Consider the following 20,782-nt stretch of genomic DNA (forward strand, 5'->3'; position numbering starts at 1 on the left):
TGTTATTTGTATATAGTATAACAATTTAAAAGATATATTTCAATAAAGTAAATTGAATGTTTATATCAGTTTTCTGTATTGATGTTATACAAAATTTGTTAGTATAATTTGTAAAAATGGATTTATTGTATTATAATATAAGATAATATTAAGCATTATGAAATGAAATCTTTTGAGATGGACAGAATTATTAAATTAGTAAAAGAACCGAAAAATGAATATGACCCTGAATTAATGTTATTAGGAACTATGAGCAAGGGGAATTGAATCAGATTAATAATTTGAATTATTCGGAAATTCTGTATAGTTGAAAATGAATGATATAAATTATATAATTATAAAACCCAACGGAGAAAAAATAATGAATATTAATTATCTGCAAAAGCTTTTATCAAGGATAGATGAAATAAAGATAATCGGAAAAAATGCGGAAATCGATGGTGTTGTTTGCAATGTAGCTGCTTTAGTACGGTATGGCGCGGAACTACGTCTTGTAATACTGGAATATGATGAATATTTTCAAGATTTAATCGAAGAAATGGAAATGTATGAGCCTTGTGAAGCATCACCTGCTCCTGCGACAAACAGAATGAGGATGAAGAAAAGGGATAAAATTAAGGAAATACAACCATTCAAAGCATTAAAAAGTATATATATCGGGGATAGTGAATTTGAAGTAAGAGGCTGGGAAAATCGACGTCTTGACATCAAGGATGGTGAAAGTATTTTATTTTTGTCTGAATTATTAAGAAGTGGCTGGAGTGCGGAGGGTATTGATTATCAAAATATTGATATGATGTTTTTGAACAGCATTGAATTGGTCGGTGATTTTGATAAGATACCTGATTTTGAAGATACATCCTTACACTTTGTTATGGGGAAGGATATCGTTACGTATGTAGTAGAGCTTCCCGTTAATCTTGCTGTAAACGGAGAATATCCGGTGATATGGTTTAAAAATAAAGAGACGGGTGAAGAAAATTGGGCTCAAATAAACAGGGTTTATCTTATGGATATGTGGAATGAAATGGGAAAAACCTTCTCCGAACCTAAGCTTTTAGAACAAATGACTAAAGACCAGATTGATAAAGCAAAAAGAGATTTTGAAGAAAAGTTTATAGATATTTGCCCCAGAGGAATGTGCTATCCGGTTGTTGAATATGAATGTGAAGAATACTTTTCACTTCAGTTTTATACAAAGAACTATCTTGAGTCAATACCTGTTCATAAAAACGGTAGCATGGGCTTCACAATGAGCACTGAAAAACCAACAGGAATTTTAGGAATGAAGTTAAAGGCTGCAATTATACAAGAGCCTGTTTCAGCGGATACAGTTAGAATCGAAGCAGAACTGTTTCAGTATAATAAGACCGTTACACCTGATGATATTGTAATATAAGAATGAGGAGCATATTTTATGATTGATTATATAAAATCCAACTTTATCAGAGAAGAAAAAATAAAAATACAAGGAATTCCGGCTATTATATTCAGACCAATAAAAGTTGAAGAACCAATACCGACAATTATATTTTATCATGGGTGGAGTTCTAACAAAGAGCTTCAGCGCTTAAGAGGATTTATATTATCCTCTGTAGGATATCAGGTGGTAATTCCGGACGCTATATATCATGGTGAAAGGAGCCGGCTAAATGACTACAGCTGGGATATGGCAAAGGAATATTTTTGGGATGTAATATTTAGAAATTTAGACGAATTTAATATTATAGTCCGAGAATTAGTGTCAAAATATAGTGCAGACTCCAAAAGAATTGCAGTTATGGGTAACTCTATGGGCGGTTTTACTGCAGGGGGTATTTTTACTCATAATAAGAATGTAAAGACACTCGTTGTATTTAACGGATCCTGCGGGTGGGAAAATTTTAATAATAATATAGAAAAGCCTATCGATAAAGTATTGCGTGAAAGATATGATATTATTGAAAAGAAAGTTAAGGATATGGATCCAATGAATTACTTGAACTTGTTAAAAAACAGACCTATACTGTTGATGCATGGTGACAGTGATAATGTGGTGCCTGTCAAAAGCCAAAAAGATTTCTATAATAAGCTAAATCTTTTATATGAAGATAATGATAAAATAAAATTTGTCGAGTATACTAATTTAAACCATTTTGTTACAACAAATATGATGGAAGAGAGTATAAATTGGCTTGGAAGATATTTGTAACATTAAATAGAATAAACAAATTGAAATGTACGATGGTACATATTGAAGGATCTATAATTAACAATAGTATAAGGTGAATCATGAAATTAAATTTATTGATTACTGCAATTACACCGGGTATAGCCCTGGGACTGATTTTTTATTTATTTGACAGGCACGACAGAGAGCCTATTGGGATGCTTTTAAAGGTGTTTGTTATGGGTATGATTTCTGTTATTCCAACAATAATAGTGGAGAATTTTTTATTAAGCTTTAATGTTTTTGGCGGCATATTAGGAGTTTTCTACACAGCTTTTATTGTTGCAGGATTTACAGAAGAATATTTGAAAAGACGGGTTGTATTAAAGCATGTCTATTTCAATCCCGTTTATAATGAAAAGCTTGACGGTATTGTTTACTGTGTCATGTCAGCACTTGGATTTGCAACCATTGAAAATATAATGTATGTTGTATTCAGGTTTTCAGATATTGAATCAATAGGATTGTATAGAGCAGTTTTATCCGTTCCCGCCCACATGTTGTTTGCTGTAACGATGGGTTATTATCTTTCACTTGCAAAATTTTCTGCAACACCTGAACAACACCGCCATTTCTTAAGTAAATCATTGACGGTGCCTGTTATATTGCATGGAATATTTGATTTTATTTTAATGTCAAACTTAGAAATATTAATGTTATTATTTATTCCCTTTGTAATTTATTTGTGGGTTGCAAATTTAAAGAAATTAAATGTTTATTATAAGGATTCGAAAAATCATGTAAATAATGATAATGATAATGATAATGAGTTACTATAAAATGGTGCCAGTCCTCTAAAATATCATATAGAGGTACTAAATATATGCATCTAAATAAAAGATGTGATATAATAATGTAATATTAGTTAAACAGGGGTAATTATGAAAATAGGTAAATTTGCTAAAATGCATAATGTAACTCAGGATACAATACGCCATTATATAGATTTGGGACTGTTGGTTGCTGAAAAAAAAGGTGGTCAATACCAATTTAGTGATACAGATTGCAGTGATATGAAAAAGATAATCGAATATAAAAATATGAGTTTTTCTTTAGGTGAAATACAAAAAATATTGGCTATGCAACGTATAAGCGGAGAAAATTCTAATTCATTCAGAAAATTGTTTTTGGCATGCTTAGAAGAAAAGAAAAAAGAAAATGACAAGGTAATTTCACAATTCAATAATATAAATAATTTATTGAGGGAAAAAATTAATAATATTAAGCAGCAGGAAAATAAAGATGTACCTAAATTAGGCTTTCCTTTATCATCATTACATTTGCTTACATGTCCGGAATGTCACAAGCAAGTTAATTTATCAGAAGGAATAATTGAGAATAATAATGTGATTGAAGCAATTATAAATTGTGGTTGCGGCTTTACTGCAAAAATAGAAGAAGGAATGTACGTTGACAAGAGACATGTACGTACGAAGCTGTTGAACGGGAAAAGAATGCCTTCAAAGGAAGAGTATCTTGCTTCTTCCTCCACTCGATATAACAATTTTTTATATAAAGGAATGGCATTATTGGTAGAGCAAATAAATAAATATCAGGGAGAACCAAAATATATACTTGAATTGGATAATTGCGTGGGATTTTTTCTTATGCAATTTATAAAATATCTGCCGTCAGACTCTACTTACATACTTATCGATTATGACTATGAAAGGCTTGAAAACTTAAAAAGGGATTTGGAAAATTACTACAATCACAAAAATTTCATTTTTTTATGCTGTAATTACGATAGTCTGCCATTAAGAGATTCATTTGCTGATATTATAATTGATTATCATATGACAAACAAATATGAGGAAGCAACAGGTGAAAAATTATATGATATAATGTTACCATTGTTAACTACAAAAGGAATTATTTGTGGAGTATATTCGTACAAGGAAGTACAAAACTATAAGTATAATGAGTTGAAAAACCTATATGATAAAACTAAAATGCAAGAATTAATGGATAATTATCATCTAAAACTGCTGGATTCAACTGAGATAGGACCTTTTACAGAAAGCATATCCAATGTTGGAGATATAAGTCAACAAAAAATGCTTCAAGTAATATATGCTTGTAATAAAATCATGGGATAGCACCATGTTTGATATATAACAGGCAATTGTTTGCGCTTATAAACATTTTACCTTGGGTGTACCCGAGGTTTTTTATTTTTGTGATTAAAAAATCATCTAAATTGGTGCTTGACATGGATTTTACTCCATAATTTAAAATAAACCACAAGTTTGTTAATATATTAACCTAATTTTAATGGAGGTAACAATGAAAGGAAAAATATCGAGAATTTTAACATGTGTTATGATAACCATGCTGCTAATAATAGGGATGGCTGGTTGTACAGACAAAGAAAACGCTACACCTGCTAAGGAAGATGCAATATTTAAAGCAGGCACATATACTTCTACAGTTAAAGGTCATAATGGTGATTTAAAGGCAGAAGTGGAATTAAATGATACATCAATAGTATCGGTTAAGATATTAGATCATGCAGAAACACCGGGGTTAGGGGATATAGCTATAGAACGTATTACATCTGAAATTTCAGAGGGTCAAACATTGGCAGTAGATACTGTTGCAGGTGCAACGGTCACATCAAAAGCAGTTATAGCTGCAGTTGAAGATTGCATCAAACAAGCTGGCGGCAACGTAGAAGCTCTTAAAGTAAAAGAAAGTTCAAATAAAAATAATAATAAAGAAATTGAACTGACTACAGACATATTAGTTGTTGGTGCGGGAGGAACAGGTTTAACAGCAGCCGCTTCAGCTTATGAAAACGGTGCGGATGTAATAGTATTGGAGAAACTTGCAATAACAGGAGGTTCCACAGCTTTGTCAGGTGGTGGAGTTTCTGCAACTGATACTAAATTTCAACGTGAATTAGGTATTACTGATACAAAGGAATCATGGATGCAGCTTTGGAAGGAGCGTCAGGATACAAGCAATCCTGACAGTATTTACCCTGATTACAATTTTGTAGATAAATTTATGGATGAAGCCGTAATAACGACTGAATGGCTTGTTGATTACGTTGGTCACAAATATGGCAGCGTAGAAGGTTACGGAGTTGATCATGTTAAAAGAATTCACTTCCCTGCAGAAGTTGATGGAAAAAAGAGTGGCGCAGCTTTCATACAAAGCATTGAAAATTTCTTAAAAAAGAACAGCATTGAAATTATGACTGAAACTAAAGCTACAGAACTGATTACAGATGAAAAAGGAGATGTAATCGGTGTTAAAGCAGAAGGCAAAGACGGTAATATAATAATCCATGCAAAAAAGGTAATTTTGGCAGCAGGTGGATTTGCTAAAAGTGAAGAGCTTTTGAAAAGATTTGCTCCTGAGTTAGCCGGAACTGCTGAAATAAGTGCTGCTTCGGCAGGACATACAGGCGACGGAATAATAATGGCAGAAAAAGTTGGTGCAGCTTTATACGAAGATCCTTGGTCTATCGGATTGTCCTTTGGAACAAAAGTAGAAGGAACCAGCGGATTAGCTTGGGATTGGTCCAAAGTTCTTGTAAATGAAAAAGGTGAGCGTTTCATAAATGAAGAGACTCATTATGCAATAGTTACAAACATTGTTTCGCAGCAAGAAACGCCTTGGATAATTTTAGATTCAAGTGAAGCAAATTCAAAGGTTATTGAATCTCTTGAAACAGCATTATCTACAGGTGAGGTTGTTAAAGCGGATACTTATGAAGAGTTAGCCAAAGCTATGGGAGTTTCTGAAGCAGTACTTGCAAAGACTATGTCAGATTATAATGCAGGAGCAAAAGCGGGCAAAGATAGTCTTGGTAAAAGCAATAACTTTTTAGTACCTATAGAAACAGCACCTTATTATGCATTAAAGATTTACCCAAAAACAATGGGAACATTTGGTGGAGTAAAAACTAATGAAAACTTCCAGGTTCTACGAGAAGATGGAAGTATAATAAACAACCTGTATGCCGGAGGAGAATGTGCGAACAGAGTATTGTACAACCAGGTATATATGTCAGGAAGTGCAGTTCAATTTGCTGCAACAAGCGGACGTATATCCGGAGCACATGCAGCACAAAGCATAAAATAATAGATAGATTAATAATCAAGAAAGCATCAGTTTAGCTGGTGCTTTTTAATTTTTTCAGTGGGGATTGAACCCCACTGAAAAAAATAAATGACTGGTAACGCTATGTCTGATCCCTTGGATGAGGAGGAATAATTGTAATTTCTTCGCGATTATATTCACCGGGTATTATTCTATTTAAGTTATAAAAGAACGAAGCTGTTATATTTGGAAAAAGCCGAATATTTTGTGTTGCTATTCTATAATATCCTTCGTTTTCAATAGTTAAATTATATGGAGTGAAATAGTATTCAGCTCCTCTAACCAATGTACCTGAGGGATGTGCGATTGGAAGCCTAATTAATGTTGGATGTTGAGTTATATTTAATTTAGCTACCGGAATTTGATCACCATTATGATTTACATAAATTGTTAACAAAGCGCCTGTAGCAACTTCCCTACCAAGATCTTTAGTTACTTGAAGCTCAATAAATCCGTATTCATTACTGACAGGTATTTCATTCATAAATACATCAAATCTTGGATTTTGACATACATAATTTCCATATTTATTATAATTATTACTATAGCAATTCAATTAATATCTCTCCTTAAAATTTCTTAAAAAAATTTTTATTTATTTCATTATATGTTTTTAAAAAAAAATGTAACCTCATATTCAAATCAATAGTTGTTTTAATATGCCCGGATGTGCCTCAATTAAAAATGTTACAATTGACTAAAACAACAAATTTTGATATAATAATTAAATAATCGTTTTCATTATATAAATTTTAAACAAGGAATATACATATGATAAATTTTAGAAAAGTAATTATTATTACCGGAATATCATTATTAATGCTGTTTAATACTGCTTTTGCTACAGAGGTAGTAATAAAAGATGAACAAAATGTACAAGCTACTGAACAAAATGAAGCAGTTAAAGACGAAACCAATGTTCAACCTGAAGTTACAGAGAAAAAAGGTATGGTGAATGTTGAGATATTAAATATCAGAAGCGGTCCTTCTACTGATTATGAGAAATTAGGTAAGTTTTCTCTTGGGACAACCATTGAAATAAAATCAGATATGGAAGGTTGGTATGAAATAATCTATGATTCTAAAGCTGCTTATGTATTTGCAGAGTATGTAACTATTATAGATAGTACAAATTACAACGGAAATAATATCGTTGAATATGCTAAAACACTTATTGGCACACCATATTTAGCTGGTGGAAACACAATTAAAGGGTTTGATTGCTCAGGTTTTGTGCAATATGTAATGTCCAATTTCGGTGTGATTATGCCAAGAACCTCAACAGAACAATATTCTATAGGAATACCTGTAGAAGAATCACAATTGATGCCCGGCGACTTAGTGTTTTTTAAATATACAAAAAGCTCTTCAAGTTTAAGTCATGTGGGAATATACGTAGGTGACGGTAATTTTATTCATTCAACGGTACCCGGACAGAATGTTGAGATTAGTTCATTAACAACGGGATATTTTGCTAATTATTATTATGGTGCAACAAGAGTAATAAACTAAGTTGAAATTAAAATCGAATAAAAAGCTTTCTGTGGTAAAATTAGTCATAGGGAGCTTTTTAATATTTTGTAACGGAGGAGGAATTATGGAATATAAAAGATTTAACAGTACTATTGTCGCAAGAATTGATTATGGAGAAGAGGTTCTTGAGAAGCTAATAGAAATTTGTGAAAAAGAACAAGTTAAGTTAGCAAATGTAAATGCACTTGGAGCAGTTAATGAAATTACCGTAGGATTATTTGATACATCTGAAAAGAAATATTATTCTAAAGATTATATGGGAGATTTTGAAATAGTATCGCTTACAGGAAGTATTACAACAATGAACGGTAAATTATATTCTCACATTCACTTGAGTGCATCGGACAGAGAAAACAAAGTATACGGCGGGCATTTAAGCAAAGCAATAGTAAGTGCCACGTGCGAAATGTTTATACATATTGCGGATGGTATTGTTGACAGGAAATTTAACGAAGAATCCGGTCTTAACCTACTTAAATTTAATTAATAAAATCAGGCAGCTAAAAAACTAAGCTGCTTTTTTAATAAAATTCAACTTAAAATTTCTATATTTCAGTTAATCTCTTGGTTATCAGACAGCCTGTAAAATATACAATACATAAAAACTATAATCAATGTTGTACATATATAATAATGGTGGTAGTATAATAATTATACAAATCGTTAAGTGCTTCATATTGATACATAACGGAAGGCATTGTACGTTTTTTTTACTGAAATATAAGGAAGGTGAAGATTTTGAGAAAAGTAGATTATGAAAAATTACTTAATAATATATTATCAACGAAGAAAATAATAATTTTACACTATGATAAGAACCTAAATCTTATATATTTCAGTGAGCATGCAAAGTTAGTTTTCGATAACATAAAAATGAACTCTTATATCTCTGACATATTTAGTCAAAATGAGATAGGTGATTATCATAGAGTATTAAATACCGGATTAACTGCAGATAGAATTATTAAAATTAATAACGTTTTTTATAAGAGTGAAATTAATCCATTTTTTGACGAAAAGAATAATGTAGCAGGTATTTTAGAATTGCTGGAGCTTATTGATGAAAAATACAGGTTATCAAATGAAATAAAAAGTACTCATATATATGCACATACCGAGAGTGAAATTGATATTAACATAACTGTCAATAATGGCACTATATATACATTAGATAGTATAATTACAAATGACAATCATATGAGACATTTAATTAACTTGGCACATAAGGCTTCTGAAAGCAATTCTCCGGTATTAATTTATGGTGAAACGGGTACGGGAAAAGAATTGTTTGCGCAAGGTATTCATAATGCTTCAAAGGAAAATAGAAACAATATGTTTGTTGCTCAAAATTGTGCAGCAATTCCTGAAACATTACTTGAGAGTTTATTATTCGGAACAACCGAAGGCAGCTTTACCGGTGCTAAGGATAAGCCGGGCCTTTTTGAAATAGCTGAAGGAGGTACAATTTATCTGGATGAAATAAATTCTATGGATATTCACTTACAAGCAAAATTATTAAGGGTTCTTCAAGAAAATACTTTTATGAGAATAGGCGACAAAAAAGTAAAAAAAGCCAATGTGCGTATAATTGCATCTTTTAATGAGGAGCCGTTTGCGGTTATTAAAAAGGGTAATTTCAGAAGAGATCTTTATTATAGATTAAATGTAATTTACATTAAAATACCAAGTTTAAGGGAAAGACCACATGATATAGAGCTTTTAACGAATTATTTTATAAAAATATACAATAAGAAATTTAATAAAAATATTTTAGCTATCGAAAATGAGGCAATGAAACTTCTTAAAGGTATAAACTGGGATGGTAATGTTAGAGAACTAAAGAATAATATCGAAAGAATAATGATTTTTTCTGAAGGCAATATAATAAGATCTGAGGATATACATAATTTTATGATAAAGGAAGGAATAAAATTATGTGAGGTTAGCAATTCTGCAGCCTTAGACAAAGATTTGGATAATTTTATTTTTGAAGAATATGACAATAATAAAACATTTAATGAAATAGTTGAATCTATAGAAATAAATATTATCAAGAATGCATTAAATGAATCTAACGGTAATGTTGCATTAGCATCCAGAAAATTAGGATTACCTAGGCAAACATTAAAAAATAAAATTGTAAAGTACAATATAAAACCTATTTACTAATCACCGAAAATGGTGATTTTTTATAATTAAGGTTATTTTAACCGTAATTAAATATAGTGTAGTTTTTAAAATATGCGTCATTTCAATAAATTGTAAGCATAGGTCAGTTGGTATGGATTTTGCAAATAAGAATAAATTAGGAGAATAAAATGGATAAAAAAATACTTGATTTAATAATAGCTAATGATGTTGATGCGATATTAATAACAAATAAACATGATATTACTTATGTAAGTAAGTTTACAGGAGAAGAAGCATTAGTATTGCTTGCAAAGAATAGTCATTATATTATTACTGATAAAAGATATATGGAACAAGCAAAGATACAATGCACAGGTTTTATTTTGACTGTTGTTGAAGATGAATTAGATTTTATCAGAGAATTCAGCTACTTACTTGAGCAAAATAATGTAAAAAAATTGGGAATTGACATTTGTAATATCAAGTATGAATTTTATTTACAATTAAAAGATTCGTTTAATAATATCTCATTTAAAAATTTAAAAGAACCTTTTAAAGAAAGCCGTGCTATAAAATCATCTGAAGAAATATCCAAAATTAAAGCAGCATGCGATATTGCAGATAAAACTTATTACGGGTTGCTCAAGATTATTTCTGAAGGCATGAGTGAAAAGGATATAGAAATTGAGATGAATTATATTATAAAAAGAGAAGGAGGTGACGGATACTCGTTTAATCCGATTATAGGGATAGAAGAAAAAACATCAATGCCGTACTCATTGCCCGATAAAAATGTTTTTGTTAATAAGGGTAATTTCATTTTATTAAATTTTGGAGTAAATTACGAAGGTTATACATCTGCTTTGGCAAGAATGATAGCAGTTGGCAATGTCAGATGCGAGTATGAAAAAATGTATAAGAGTTTGTATGATATATATATGAAAATATTGAATTCAGCAAGACCCCATATGGAGTACGAAGAACTTTATCATATTTTTGAAAGAGAAAAGAAATGTACTGAATATAATAATTTTTTTCTTGCTTCAATTGGTCACGGGAGAGGCCTTCAGACAATCGAAGGATATTCAATAAAACCGGGTATTAAAAGAAAAATGGTGCCAAATGAAGTTTACAGCATTGGAATAAGTATGTCAATTCCCGGATTTGGTGGTGCAAGATTAGAAGATGTAGTGTTAATAAAGGATAAAGACATTGAAATATTGACTAACTCAGGCAGGAATTTGATAAGTATATAAATGAGGTGAAACAATGAATAAAATTTGGCTAACAGAAGGTTTAAGCTTAGAACAAAAGAAAAGAGCAGTTGAACAAAGCTTGATAATGGGTTTTTACTCTACATCTGCCAAGTTTCCGATAGCATCAAAGGAAAGTGGGATGAAAATAGCAGATAATTTATCTCATCTGAAGGAAATATTCAAAATTGAATCTGCAAAATGGCCGGAAGAATATGTTTCAGCCAGCAAATCAGCTAAGCCCCTTCCTGAATTTGACTGGAGAAAAAAGAAAGGATTAGAATCAATATTCTCAAAAGGTATGTTGTTAAAAGATTTAAATTACGATCAGTTGCCTGATAAATTAGATTTCAAGATAATAATACCCAAAGATTGTGACCTTTCTGTCTTAACAGCAGCATGTAATTTTGCATTTCGATTTGGAATGGAAACAACTGCTTTTGAAGGACCGATAGTAGCCGATGATGATTGGAACGGAAATAGGCTGATTTTTGAAAATGACAATGAATGCGGAATGGAGCTTATAGGAAGCAATGAAAATATAAATGTACGTATATTTGGACAAGGTGAAGAACTTGAAAAGTTTTCATCTGACATATGTGAGTGTTTCTCGATACAGCCTGAAGGAAGAACATGGACTAATAATTTGCAGGATATTACTGAAAGCTTTGCAATGAAAAACTTGGATGGGCAGTTGGCATATTTGAAGACTTATTGGCAGGAGCTGAAGGGTAACATTACTGCATATGTGTCACCTAAAATTAACGAAAAATTAAGTAAAGTACAACCTCTGTTTCCTGAAGTAGAATTCATGAATCACAAAGATTTAAAAAAGATATATGAAAAATCTTACGATATAACCTGGGAAATGGATGTTTTAAAAAATATTTTGGAAGAAAAAGTTTATAAGAGGTTAAAACCTGAGGATAAGGTTGAAATATACGGCGCCGTCAGTGAAGATATAAACGTTAGAAGACAATTATCTTTAGATGTTGAAAAAGAGTTAAGAAAAAGGAATGTTATATCAGACAGAATACAGATACTGCGTTCATACAAACAAGGAATATCGTGGATAGATGAAGTGATTCTGCCTCAGTTAGCTGGTAAAGATATTAATAAAATCATAATAAAATTTAAACCGTTTTTACCTGACGGGGTAAAAGAATGGATTGAAGAAAACGGCGCAACGCCAACATATAACAATGTAAATACTGATAATCCGGACAAATGGTTTGATATTCCGATACGCTTTTTACAGGAATTATACCCGGTTGACGATATCATCGCCGATAAACTTCAAATTCATAGAAATAAAGTTGAATTTGTAAAATATGATGGCGAAGATGATTTAACCTACGAAATTGAGGCATACGGAGAAAAAGACAATGTGATTTTCAGAGATTTTTATAAAGCAGTATATTCCGAAAGACCTTATATTGATGACCTTCCGAAGATGGGGAAGGTGCATCCATCAACCGGATATTTAAAGGTTGTTGTTAACGGTGAAGAAATCGTAAATGAAAATGTTGTAACAGATGTTGAAAATATATGGAATATTTATCAGCAGGAAGTACTGCCTGATTGCAGAAAATTTATCGAAGAAAAAACAGGCAATAACATAAACATTGAGGCACAGCCGTTTTTTGCAAAGCTGCATTTAGAAATAACAGCAAGTGAACCTGATTATCAATTGCCCTTTAGAGAGGATTTAATTTCCACATTAGACGGATTGCATGAAGATATGTATTTTGTCGGATTGGATTATTTTAAAAATTACGGAATTGAAAAAGCAAATATCATACTTGATGCACCGGGTCTTATTCTGCCTGATATAACCACAGGAAAAGGAAAACCAACATTTAAAGTAACTTTATATGACGAATTAGAAAAAAATCCATGTATCAAATCATATAACAGAATTATAGTAAGTGAGTTTAAAAGAGAACATGTTGAACTGTACATACAGAAATTAAGTCAAAGAAATGGTAAAATCACAGCATTTTTAAATACAAATATTAACAATGAGAAGCTGATAGACAGTTTTACTTATTTATTAAATAATCAAGTCCTTGAAATCAGTAATTCATTTAGCGGGATAAATGAGATTATTATTTTATCGAACGATACTCACTTTGAGGCACAGATTGCTGAGCATAAAGAACAAGATAAGACCCTTGATATTTTGGATATTGATTTAATGGAAAACACCTTAATAGGATATGATCAATATATTAATATCATAAGACAGTTAAAGAGTGTTCCCGGTATTGAGGTGTATAAGATTGCAGAATCTTATTTAGGAAGAGATATTTACGCTATAGAAATACTTCCTGAATTAGAGGGATATGTTTCAAGGGTTAAGCGCATTAACAATCTTCCGTCAGAAATTATAAATTCAAGGCATCATGCAAATGAAGTATCAAGCACTAATGCCGCATTTATTCTGTTGAAAAAAATATTAACAGATAGTAAATATAAAAATCTTGCTGAAAAATTGAATCTTGTTATAGTTCCTATGGAAAATGTTGACGGAACTGCAATACATTATGAGCTTCAAAAAAATAATCCTAAATGGAAACTGCACGTTGCAAGATTTAATGCAATCGGTAAAGAATTTTACTATGAACATTTTGATATGAATACCATACATACCGAAGCCTTAGGCTTGACAAGATTATGGGAAAAATTCTTGCCGGATTTAATTATTGACAATCATGGAGTACCGACTCATGAATGGGAACAACAATTCTCAGGTTATACATCCCCGTCATATAAGGGCTTTTGGTTACCACGCTCTTTACTATATGGATATTATTGGCTTGTTTCGGATGAAGTGTATAAAAGTAACTTTACAGTTAATAAAAAAATAGAAGAAGTGATTGCGGATGCAATATCTAAGGAAACAGAAATTACAAAATGGAACAAAGAATGGATGACAAGGTTTGAAAAATATGCTCACGAGTGGATGCCAAAACAATTCCCTGCTAATTATTACAAAGACATGATTAATTATTGGATACCATTCAACCATGAGTCAAATCATCGATATCCGTCAATACGATTCCCTTGGATAACAACCGTAGCCTATACAAGTGAGGTTGCTGATGAAACAGCACAAGATGACTATTTGAATCTTTGTGCAAGAGCACATGTAACTCATGATGAAGCAATAATTAATATGCTGATGAATTGTACTTGCTTATACGAAAGCAAGTGCTTAATATCAGAAAACGAAATTTCAATAAGCAGTATCAGACAAAGACCAATAATTGTTTAATACGCTTTGAAATAATATTTTTTAAGGAGGAATAAAATGGAACTAATAAAATTATTAGGAATTCTGATTGTTATTATCGGTTTTGCACTTAAAAAAGATTCTATTCTTATAATCTTAAGTGCAGCAGTAGTGACAGCTTTAGTGGGAGGACTTGGTATCACAGGCCTCCTTGATACTCTTGGGAATTCATTTGTTTCTAACCGAAGCATGGCGATATTTATATTGATCATGCTTGTAACCGGAACTTTAGAAAGAAACGGGCTTAAAGAGGCAGCTGCAAATCTTATAGGAAGAATTAAGGGAGCTTCGCCGGGAAAAATTATCGGTGCTTATGGAGTTATGAGAGGTATTTTCGCTGCATTCAACGTAAGCTTTGGCGGGGTTGCCGGATTTGTAAGACCTATTATTATGCCTATGACAACCGGAGCAATTGAAGCATCCGGAAAAGAAGTTAACGAAGAATATCTTGAAGATATTAAAGGCATGTCTTCAGGCATGGAAAATATTGCTTGGTTTTTCTGTCAGGTGTTGTTCGTAGGAGGTGCAGGTGGTCTGTTAGTACAATCAACATTAGCATCTCTGGGATATACTGTTGAACTTATTGATTTGGTAAAAGTAGAAATCCCGGTTGGCATAACTGCTGTTATAGTAGCTATTATTTATTACAATCTAAAGGACAAAAAACTTATCAAAAAATATTATGGAAATAAAAAAGAGGAGGAAAAAGCATGAGTTTCTTTATGAATCCGGAAGTAGCCCTGGGTACAAAATTATTAGAAGTTATTTATATAATAATTGGGCTTATTACGTTAAACACAGGAATAAAAAATATCACAGATAAAGAAAATCCCTCCAGAATAGGAACAGGAATTTTTTGGTGTTCGTTAGGTATTGTTTTGGCATTTGGAAGATGGATACCTACGATGGTTAATGGTGTAATAATTATTGTTATGACAATTCCGTCAATACTCCAAAAAGTTAAAATCGGAAAGCAGTATACTCCAACTCAAGATGAAACAAAGGCTGCATTTGATAAAATAGGAATGAAAATCTTTATACCTGCTTTAACAATCGGTTTTTTTGCAATCATATTTGCAATTTTTACAAAATTAGGAGCATTGGTTGGTATAGGAGCCGGTATTATTACTTCAATTATTTTATTGATGATTTACTCTCCTGAAAATAGAGTGCAAGTATTCTTAAAAGACTCTGAACGTTTATTGTCTACCGTTGGACCTCTTAGTATGTTACCAATGCTGTTGGCAAGTCTTGGGGCAATTTTTACGGCTGCAGGAGTTGGTGAAGTTATTGCTTCATTAGTAGGTACTATTGTACCTCAGGGAAATGTGAATGTAGGTATTATCGTATATGCAATAGGTATGATGCTGTTTACAATGATAATGGGAAATGCATTTGCTGCAATCACAGTTATGACTGTCGGCATTGGTGCTCCATTTGTATTGGCGTATGGAGCCGACCCGGTATTAATCGGTATGATTGCACTGACATCAGGATATTGCGGAACATTATGTACGCCGATGGCAGCAAATTTCAACATAGTACCTGTTGCAATGTTAGACATGAAAGATAGAATGGGAGTTATAAAGAATCAGGCAATACCGGCATTGATTATGATTGTTTTCCAGATTACTTATATGATTATCTTTAAATAAATGACAGAGGTATTACATGAAAAATTATCTGGAGCATGGTGTTCGGATAGTAATGCGTGACTGGCTGGAAATAAAAAGCAAGGACAGGCTTTTGATTGTAACCAGTGACAAGCATTTATTAGAAGCTAATGCTCTGAAAGAATATGCACTTAAAAAGAATGCACTTGTAGACATAATGATTGTAGAGAAATCCGGAATTCAGGTTGGCGTGTTTTTTGATGAAAATGAAAATATATTTGACGATTATACTGCTATTATTGGCGCTACTGACTATTCACTAATAACAACACGAGCAGCAAAAAAAGCAATAGAAAAAGGTAATAGATTTCTATCGCTTCCGCTCTCGGTAAATAACAACAAATCAATGTTATCGTATGATTTTATTACAATGGATACGAAAAAAAGCAAGATGATGGCAAATGTAGTTATGAAATATATCAGCAATTCATCAATGATACATATAACAACAAGCTCAGGAACTAATCTGAAGGTATATAAACAAGGTCGCATACCCGGGTTTTTTAACGGAGTTGTAAGAGACGGGAAAGGTTATTCATCTGCAAGTTTTGAGATATACGTTCCGATTGAGGAAAATAAGACTGAAGGAACAATGATTGTGGATGGTTCTCTTGGTTATTTAGGAAAACCCGAAAGATCTGTCAAAATTACTTTTTCAGAAGGCAAAATAACTGAAATTGATCAGAATTCAAGCGGATTACTGCTTAAAGAGTATATAGAAGGTTATAATGATTTAAACATGTATGTTGCATCAGAATTTGGAATAGGATTAAATTCCTATTCCAAATGTGAAGGTAATTGTTATATAGAGGATGAATCAGCCTACGGTACATTTCACATTGGGTTTGGAAGAAATATAGCTCTTGGAGGTTCTCATGAGGCAAGCGGCCATTTTGATTTGGTTAGCTTAGAACCGGATATATACGCAGATAATAGAAAAATTATGCAACAAGGTAGGTTTATTATTCCGGAACCGCAAATATATTAACAGGAGGTGTTTTTTGTGAAGATATTAGTAACAGGATTTGATCCGTTTGGTGGAGAGAAAGTAAATCCAGCTTATGAGGCTGTTAAACTTCTTCCGGACAGTATAGCAGGCGCAGATATAATAAAACTTGAAATACCTACAGTATTTACAAGAAGCGTTTCAGTTGTGGAAGAAGGTATAAAAAAACATCAGCCGGATGTTGTTCTTAGTATAGGTCAAGCCGGCGGACGTTCGAGTATCACTGTAGAAAAGGTTGCAATAAATTTGGCTGAGGCCAGAATACCCGATAATGACGGAGAGCAGCCTTTAGATCAAAAACTTAAAGAGGATGGGGATACTGCATATTTTGCAACAATTCCCGTAAAGGCTATGGTAAATCATATTAGAGAAAATGGTATTCCTGCCAATGTATCATATACTGCAGGTACTTATGTTTGCAACAGTATTATGTATAATGTTTTATATATGACACACAAGAGTTATCCTAATATAAAAGCAGGATTTATTCATGTGCCGTTTTCAACTGAGCAAGCAGCACAAAAACCTGACGGGATTGCCAGTATGCCTGTGGAAACTATTTCAAAGGCTATAGAATATGCTCTTGAAGTAATTGCTAAGAATATCGAAGAAATAAATGAATCCATGGGAACTATAATGTAAATGTACTTTCATTCAATAAGTGATTTGACCTATAGAATTTATTATTAATTTAGAAAGCTCAATAGAAATTTGTTGAGCTTTTTATTTATAAAAATTATCGAATAATTTTTTAAAGGTAATAAACTTTCATTTGTAAATGAAAGTTGCTTTTGCTATAATTTGTTATATGAATTTCAGCGGAGGCAATATAATGATTCAATCTCATTTAGGAGAAATATACTCATTTATTACAGCAATTTGTTGGACAGTTACTGCTGTAAGCTTTGAATTAGCAGGTAAAAAGATAGGTTCTTTGTCAGTAAATTATATCAGATTAATAATAGGTTTTATATTAATCAGCTTAATTACAACCTTTTCAAGAGGAATGGCTTTACCATTGGATGCAAGTTCACACGAGTGGATTTGGTTAAGCATATCGGGTTTTGTAGGTTTTGTTATCGGAGATTTATTCTTATTTCAATCATTTTTAGAGATTGGTTCGAGAATATCAATGCTTATTATGGCATTGGTTCCACCGATTACTGCCTTTTTAGGATTTATAACTATAAATGAAGTAATAACCATCACTGATTTTTTGGGAATGGTTATCACTATATTCGGTATCTTTGTTGTAGTCTTAGTTAGAAATCCTGAAGGCAATAATTTTAAATTATCCCGTTCTATTAAGGGAATAACCTATGCATTTATAGGCGCACTTGGTCAATCATCAGGATTGGTATTAAGCAAAATAGGTATGGGAAGCTATAATCCGTTCGCAGCTACTCAAATACGTATAATTGCCGGCTTGATTGGTTTTACAGTTGTATTTATTTTTATGAAAGGGTGGGACAAGTTAAAGGTAGATATAAAAAATAAAGAAGCACTTAAACCTTTGTTTTGGGGCTCTTTATTTGGTCCTGTTTTAGGAGTAACCGCCAGCTTATTAGCTGTTCGATATACAACCACCGGAGTGTCTTCTACTATAACATCTATAAGTCCTGTGCTTATAATTCCTTTTTCAATATATGTTTTCAAGGAGAAGGTATCTCCAAAGGAAATATTCGGAGCAATTATATCAGTAATAGGTGTATCTGTTTTATTTATATTATAAAGTAAAAAATTGGGGTTTTTCCCCAATTTTTTAACAATATTTGTTTTGCTTTGCTATTTTTTTCATCTCAGCAAGATGCTCGGTTAAATCAAAAATGTTGGTAAAAATTTTTCCGGTATTATTTGTTATAACGCATGTGAGAGATATAAGAGGAAATTTTTCTATATTTCCTTGTCTGCTGATTGTTGTAATAAATCCGTTTCTTATATCTGTTTCATTGTAAAAGTTAAGAACCTCATATTCAAATTTTTTAATTACATCATCAAAGTAGCTTTCATTTACAGATTTATTTAAAATGACAACAAAATCATCTCCGCCTATGTGACCTACAAATTGCTCTTCGGCAAAATTATCTCTGAGTAAATTCGAAAGAAGCTTGATTACCAAGTCTCCTTTTTCAAATCCGTAACAATCATTATATGCTTTGAAATTATCAATATCTATGTATGCTATGGTGTAATCGTCCATACCTGCACAGCATTGGGTCAGACGTTGTTCTATTAAGAGATTACCGGGAAGTCCCGATAAAGGATTTTGGTGTTTTGCAGCTGAAATTTCAATTTCTGTGGTTTTTTCCAATAAATCCTTTATTGTAACTATTCCGATGTATTTTTCATCCTCTGTGACAACAATAAAATCATATAGCTTATGGTTTGGACGAGCCATTGATAGCTTAGAAACTTCGCTAACCGATGTTTTATAATCAACTGACAAGAAGTTTTTATCCATTATATCTGATATCGGTTTATTTTGATACAATGTATAACCGTATTGTCCGCTTAGCTTAAAAGCCAACTTTTCTTGTGTAATTATCCCAACCGGCATTTCATTTTTAACTACGCATAATCCTGACATATTAGGATTTAATTTGAAAATTTCATAAATTTTAGATACCTTTTCATCGGGATTAACAACATATGATGATGTACACAAATGTTTTATATAAATGTTACTTATAACATTGTTATTCATATTATTTTTCTTTTGGTTAATTCTCTTAATAGCATTGAGTACATCAATATCTATATCTGATATATCCGTGTTTGGCTTTTGGATGTAGTAACCTTGTCCATAGTGAACACCCAAATCAATAAGCATTTCCAACTCTTCATAGGTTTCTATTCCTTCAGCGATCAAGTTTGTATTTGATGCTTTGGAAAACTCAACCATACCCTTCACCAAAGCATATTTTAAATTATCAGTATTAATACCCTGAATAAGCTTCATATCAAGTTTTAAATAATGGGGGTTCACATCACTGATTAGATTTAAGCCTGAATATCCGGCTCCGGCATCATCTATAGCTATTTTATAATCCTGGTTTTTATAATGCTTAATAGTTATAATAAAAAGGTTAAGGTCTTTAATTGCGTTTCTTTCAGTAATTTCAAAAATCACATTTTCAGATTTAATATTATATTCGCTTAAAAATGATTTTGTAAATCCTTTTTTAAATTGATCATCATGGATAATATTAGGATTAACATTGAGGAAGAGCTTCTTGCTATATGGAGGGATCATAAATTTATATGCTGCTTCAAGGGCAGTAGTTCTGCATAGAAGCTCAAGTTCCCAAAGTTTATTATGATAACCGGCTGTGTTAAACAGCATTTCCGTATTTTCTATTAAACTATCGCAGATAATTCTGCTTAATGCTTCATGTCCTAAGACACTACCGTCTCTTAGGGATATAATGGGTTGAAAAACTGTCTTTATTTGTTTATTTTCAATTATATATTCTAATTCACCCTTTAAACGTTCGTACATTTTTTCTCCATTTGGTATGTGTTTAAACTTATTGTATATTTTTAATAAATTTTTCTTATATGTATTGTGTAAAA

General features: G+C 32.0%; 17 protein-coding genes. 15 read left to right on the forward strand and 2 right to left on the reverse strand.

The genetic code is table 11. The features are described 5' to 3' along the window. Positions 1 to 361: 361 nt before the first annotated feature. The 5 genes from RT412_RS12870 (at position 362) to RT412_RS12890 (ending at position 6,301) form a co-directional block, all read left to right on the forward strand. The gene (locus RT412_RS12870; RefSeq protein ID WP_313341026.1) at positions 362 to 1,399 is read left to right on the forward strand and encodes a hypothetical protein; all 1,038 of its coding nucleotides are present in this window, start codon (positions 362 to 364) and stop codon (positions 1,397 to 1,399) included. Between the two features lie 18 nt (positions 1,400 to 1,417). Continuing rightward, positions 1,418 to 2,191, forward strand: coding sequence for a YqiA/YcfP family alpha/beta fold hydrolase (locus tag RT412_RS12875; protein WP_313341023.1), 774 nt, complete (start codon positions 1,418 to 1,420; stop codon positions 2,189 to 2,191). An 80-nt stretch (positions 2,192 to 2,271) separates the two neighbouring features. Beyond that, the gene (locus RT412_RS12880) at positions 2,272 to 2,988 is read left to right on the forward strand and encodes a PrsW family glutamic-type intramembrane protease (RefSeq protein ID WP_313413295.1); all 717 of its coding nucleotides are present in this window, start codon (positions 2,272 to 2,274) and stop codon (positions 2,986 to 2,988) included. Positions 2,989 to 3,090: 102 nt separating this feature from the next. Beyond that, positions 3,091 to 4,308: a MerR family transcriptional regulator gene (locus RT412_RS12885; RefSeq protein ID WP_313341019.1), complete on the forward strand. Its 1,218-nt coding sequence runs from the start codon at positions 3,091 to 3,093 to the stop codon at positions 4,306 to 4,308. A gap of 187 nt (positions 4,309 to 4,495) precedes the next feature. Then, on the forward strand, positions 4,496 to 6,301 hold the full coding sequence (locus tag RT412_RS12890; RefSeq protein ID WP_313341016.1) for an FAD-dependent oxidoreductase: 1,806 nt from the start codon (positions 4,496 to 4,498) through the stop codon (positions 6,299 to 6,301). A 100-nt stretch (positions 6,302 to 6,401) separates the two neighbouring features. Here RT412_RS12890 and RT412_RS12895 read toward each other — a convergent pair whose 3' ends face one another. Beyond that, positions 6,402 to 6,875, reverse strand: a complete 474-nt coding sequence (locus tag RT412_RS12895) for a hypothetical protein (RefSeq protein ID WP_313341013.1) — start codon at positions 6,873 to 6,875, stop codon at positions 6,402 to 6,404. Positions 6,876 to 7,090: 215 nt separating this feature from the next. Here RT412_RS12895 and RT412_RS12900 point away from each other — a divergent pair, with 215 nt between their 5' ends. The 10 genes from RT412_RS12900 to RT412_RS12945 all read left to right on the forward strand — a co-directional run bounded on the left by RT412_RS12900 (position 7,091) and on the right by RT412_RS12945 (position 18,941). After that, a complete protein-coding gene (locus RT412_RS12900) occupies positions 7,091 to 7,831 on the forward strand; it encodes an SH3 domain-containing C40 family peptidase (protein ID WP_313341011.1) in 741 nt (246 codons plus the stop codon). 85 nt (positions 7,832 to 7,916) lie between these two features. Beyond that, on the forward strand, positions 7,917 to 8,339 hold the full coding sequence (locus tag RT412_RS12905) for a DNA-binding protein (RefSeq protein WP_313341008.1): 423 nt from the start codon (positions 7,917 to 7,919) through the stop codon (positions 8,337 to 8,339). A 251-nt stretch (positions 8,340 to 8,590) separates the two neighbouring features. Beyond that, positions 8,591 to 10,021, forward strand: coding sequence for a sigma 54-interacting transcriptional regulator (locus tag RT412_RS12910; protein ID WP_313341006.1), 1,431 nt, complete (start codon positions 8,591 to 8,593; stop codon positions 10,019 to 10,021). A gap of 149 nt (positions 10,022 to 10,170) precedes the next feature. Continuing rightward, complete coding sequence (locus RT412_RS12915; protein WP_313341004.1) at positions 10,171 to 11,238, forward strand: Xaa-Pro peptidase family protein; 1,068 nt, start codon at positions 10,171 to 10,173, stop codon at positions 11,236 to 11,238. Positions 11,239 to 11,251: 13 nt separating this feature from the next. Next, complete coding sequence (locus RT412_RS12920) at positions 11,252 to 14,512, forward strand: M14 family metallopeptidase (RefSeq protein WP_313341002.1); 3,261 nt, start codon at positions 11,252 to 11,254, stop codon at positions 14,510 to 14,512. Between the two features lie 36 nt (positions 14,513 to 14,548). Continuing rightward, positions 14,549 to 15,244 carry a DUF969 domain-containing protein gene (locus tag RT412_RS12925; protein ID WP_313341000.1) on the forward strand — a complete coding sequence of 232 codons (696 nt, stop codon included), beginning with the start codon at positions 14,549 to 14,551 and terminating at the stop codon, positions 15,242 to 15,244. Beyond that, the gene (locus tag RT412_RS12930) at positions 15,241 to 16,185 is read left to right on the forward strand and encodes a DUF979 domain-containing protein (RefSeq protein WP_313340998.1); all 945 of its coding nucleotides are present in this window, start codon (positions 15,241 to 15,243) and stop codon (positions 16,183 to 16,185) included. Before RT412_RS12925 ends, RT412_RS12930 begins: the two co-directional genes overlap by 4 nt. A gap of 16 nt (positions 16,186 to 16,201) precedes the next feature. Next, complete coding sequence (locus RT412_RS12935; protein WP_313340995.1) at positions 16,202 to 17,191, forward strand: peptidase; 990 nt, start codon at positions 16,202 to 16,204, stop codon at positions 17,189 to 17,191. A gap of 15 nt (positions 17,192 to 17,206) precedes the next feature. Then, the gene (pcp, locus tag RT412_RS12940; protein ID WP_313340992.1) at positions 17,207 to 17,851 is read left to right on the forward strand and encodes a pyroglutamyl-peptidase I; all 645 of its coding nucleotides are present in this window, start codon (positions 17,207 to 17,209) and stop codon (positions 17,849 to 17,851) included. A 190-nt stretch (positions 17,852 to 18,041) separates the two neighbouring features. Further along, entirely contained in the window at positions 18,042 to 18,941 is a 900-nt protein-coding gene (locus RT412_RS12945) for a DMT family transporter (protein ID WP_313340989.1), read from the forward strand. A gap of 30 nt (positions 18,942 to 18,971) precedes the next feature. Here the strand turns inward: RT412_RS12945 and RT412_RS12950 are convergent, their stop codons facing one another. Next, entirely contained in the window at positions 18,972 to 20,708 is a 1,737-nt protein-coding gene (locus tag RT412_RS12950; protein WP_313340986.1) for a GGDEF domain-containing protein, read from the reverse strand. Positions 20,709 to 20,782: the final 74 nt, after the last annotated feature.

It is taken from the genome of Sedimentibacter sp. (genome assembly GCF_032080165.1).
Taxonomy (GTDB): Bacteria; Bacillota; Clostridia; order Tissierellales; family Sedimentibacteraceae; genus Sedimentibacter.

Bases quoted from the DNA above. Each gene is read 5' to 3' on its own strand.
- RT412_RS12870 (WP_313341026.1), top strand. From the start codon at position 362: ATGAATATTAATTATCTGCAAAAGCTTTTATCAAGGATAGATGAAATA.
- RT412_RS12875 (WP_313341023.1), top strand. From the start codon at position 1,418: ATGATTGATTATATAAAATCCAACTTTATCAGAGAAGAAAAAATAAAA.
- RT412_RS12880 (WP_313413295.1), top strand. From the start codon at position 2,272: ATGAAATTAAATTTATTGATTACTGCAATTACACCGGGTATAGCCCTG.
- RT412_RS12885 (WP_313341019.1), top strand. From the start codon at position 3,091: ATGAAAATAGGTAAATTTGCTAAAATGCATAATGTAACTCAGGATACA.
- RT412_RS12890 (WP_313341016.1), top strand. From the start codon at position 4,496: ATGAAAGGAAAAATATCGAGAATTTTAACATGTGTTATGATAACCATG.
- RT412_RS12900 (WP_313341011.1), top strand. From the start codon at position 7,091: ATGATAAATTTTAGAAAAGTAATTATTATTACCGGAATATCATTATTA.
- RT412_RS12905 (WP_313341008.1), top strand. From the start codon at position 7,917: ATGGAATATAAAAGATTTAACAGTACTATTGTCGCAAGAATTGATTAT.
- RT412_RS12915 (WP_313341004.1), top strand. From the start codon at position 10,171: ATGGATAAAAAAATACTTGATTTAATAATAGCTAATGATGTTGATGCG.
- RT412_RS12920 (WP_313341002.1), top strand. From the start codon at position 11,252: ATGAATAAAATTTGGCTAACAGAAGGTTTAAGCTTAGAACAAAAGAAA.
- RT412_RS12925 (WP_313341000.1), top strand. From the start codon at position 14,549: ATGGAACTAATAAAATTATTAGGAATTCTGATTGTTATTATCGGTTTT.
- RT412_RS12930 (WP_313340998.1), top strand. From the start codon at position 15,241: ATGAGTTTCTTTATGAATCCGGAAGTAGCCCTGGGTACAAAATTATTA.
- RT412_RS12935 (WP_313340995.1), top strand. From the start codon at position 16,202: ATGAAAAATTATCTGGAGCATGGTGTTCGGATAGTAATGCGTGACTGG.
- RT412_RS12945 (WP_313340989.1), top strand. From the start codon at position 18,042: ATGATTCAATCTCATTTAGGAGAAATATACTCATTTATTACAGCAATT.
- RT412_RS12950 (WP_313340986.1), bottom strand. From the start codon at position 20,708: ATGTACGAACGTTTAAAGGGTGAATTAGAATATATAATTGAAAATAAA.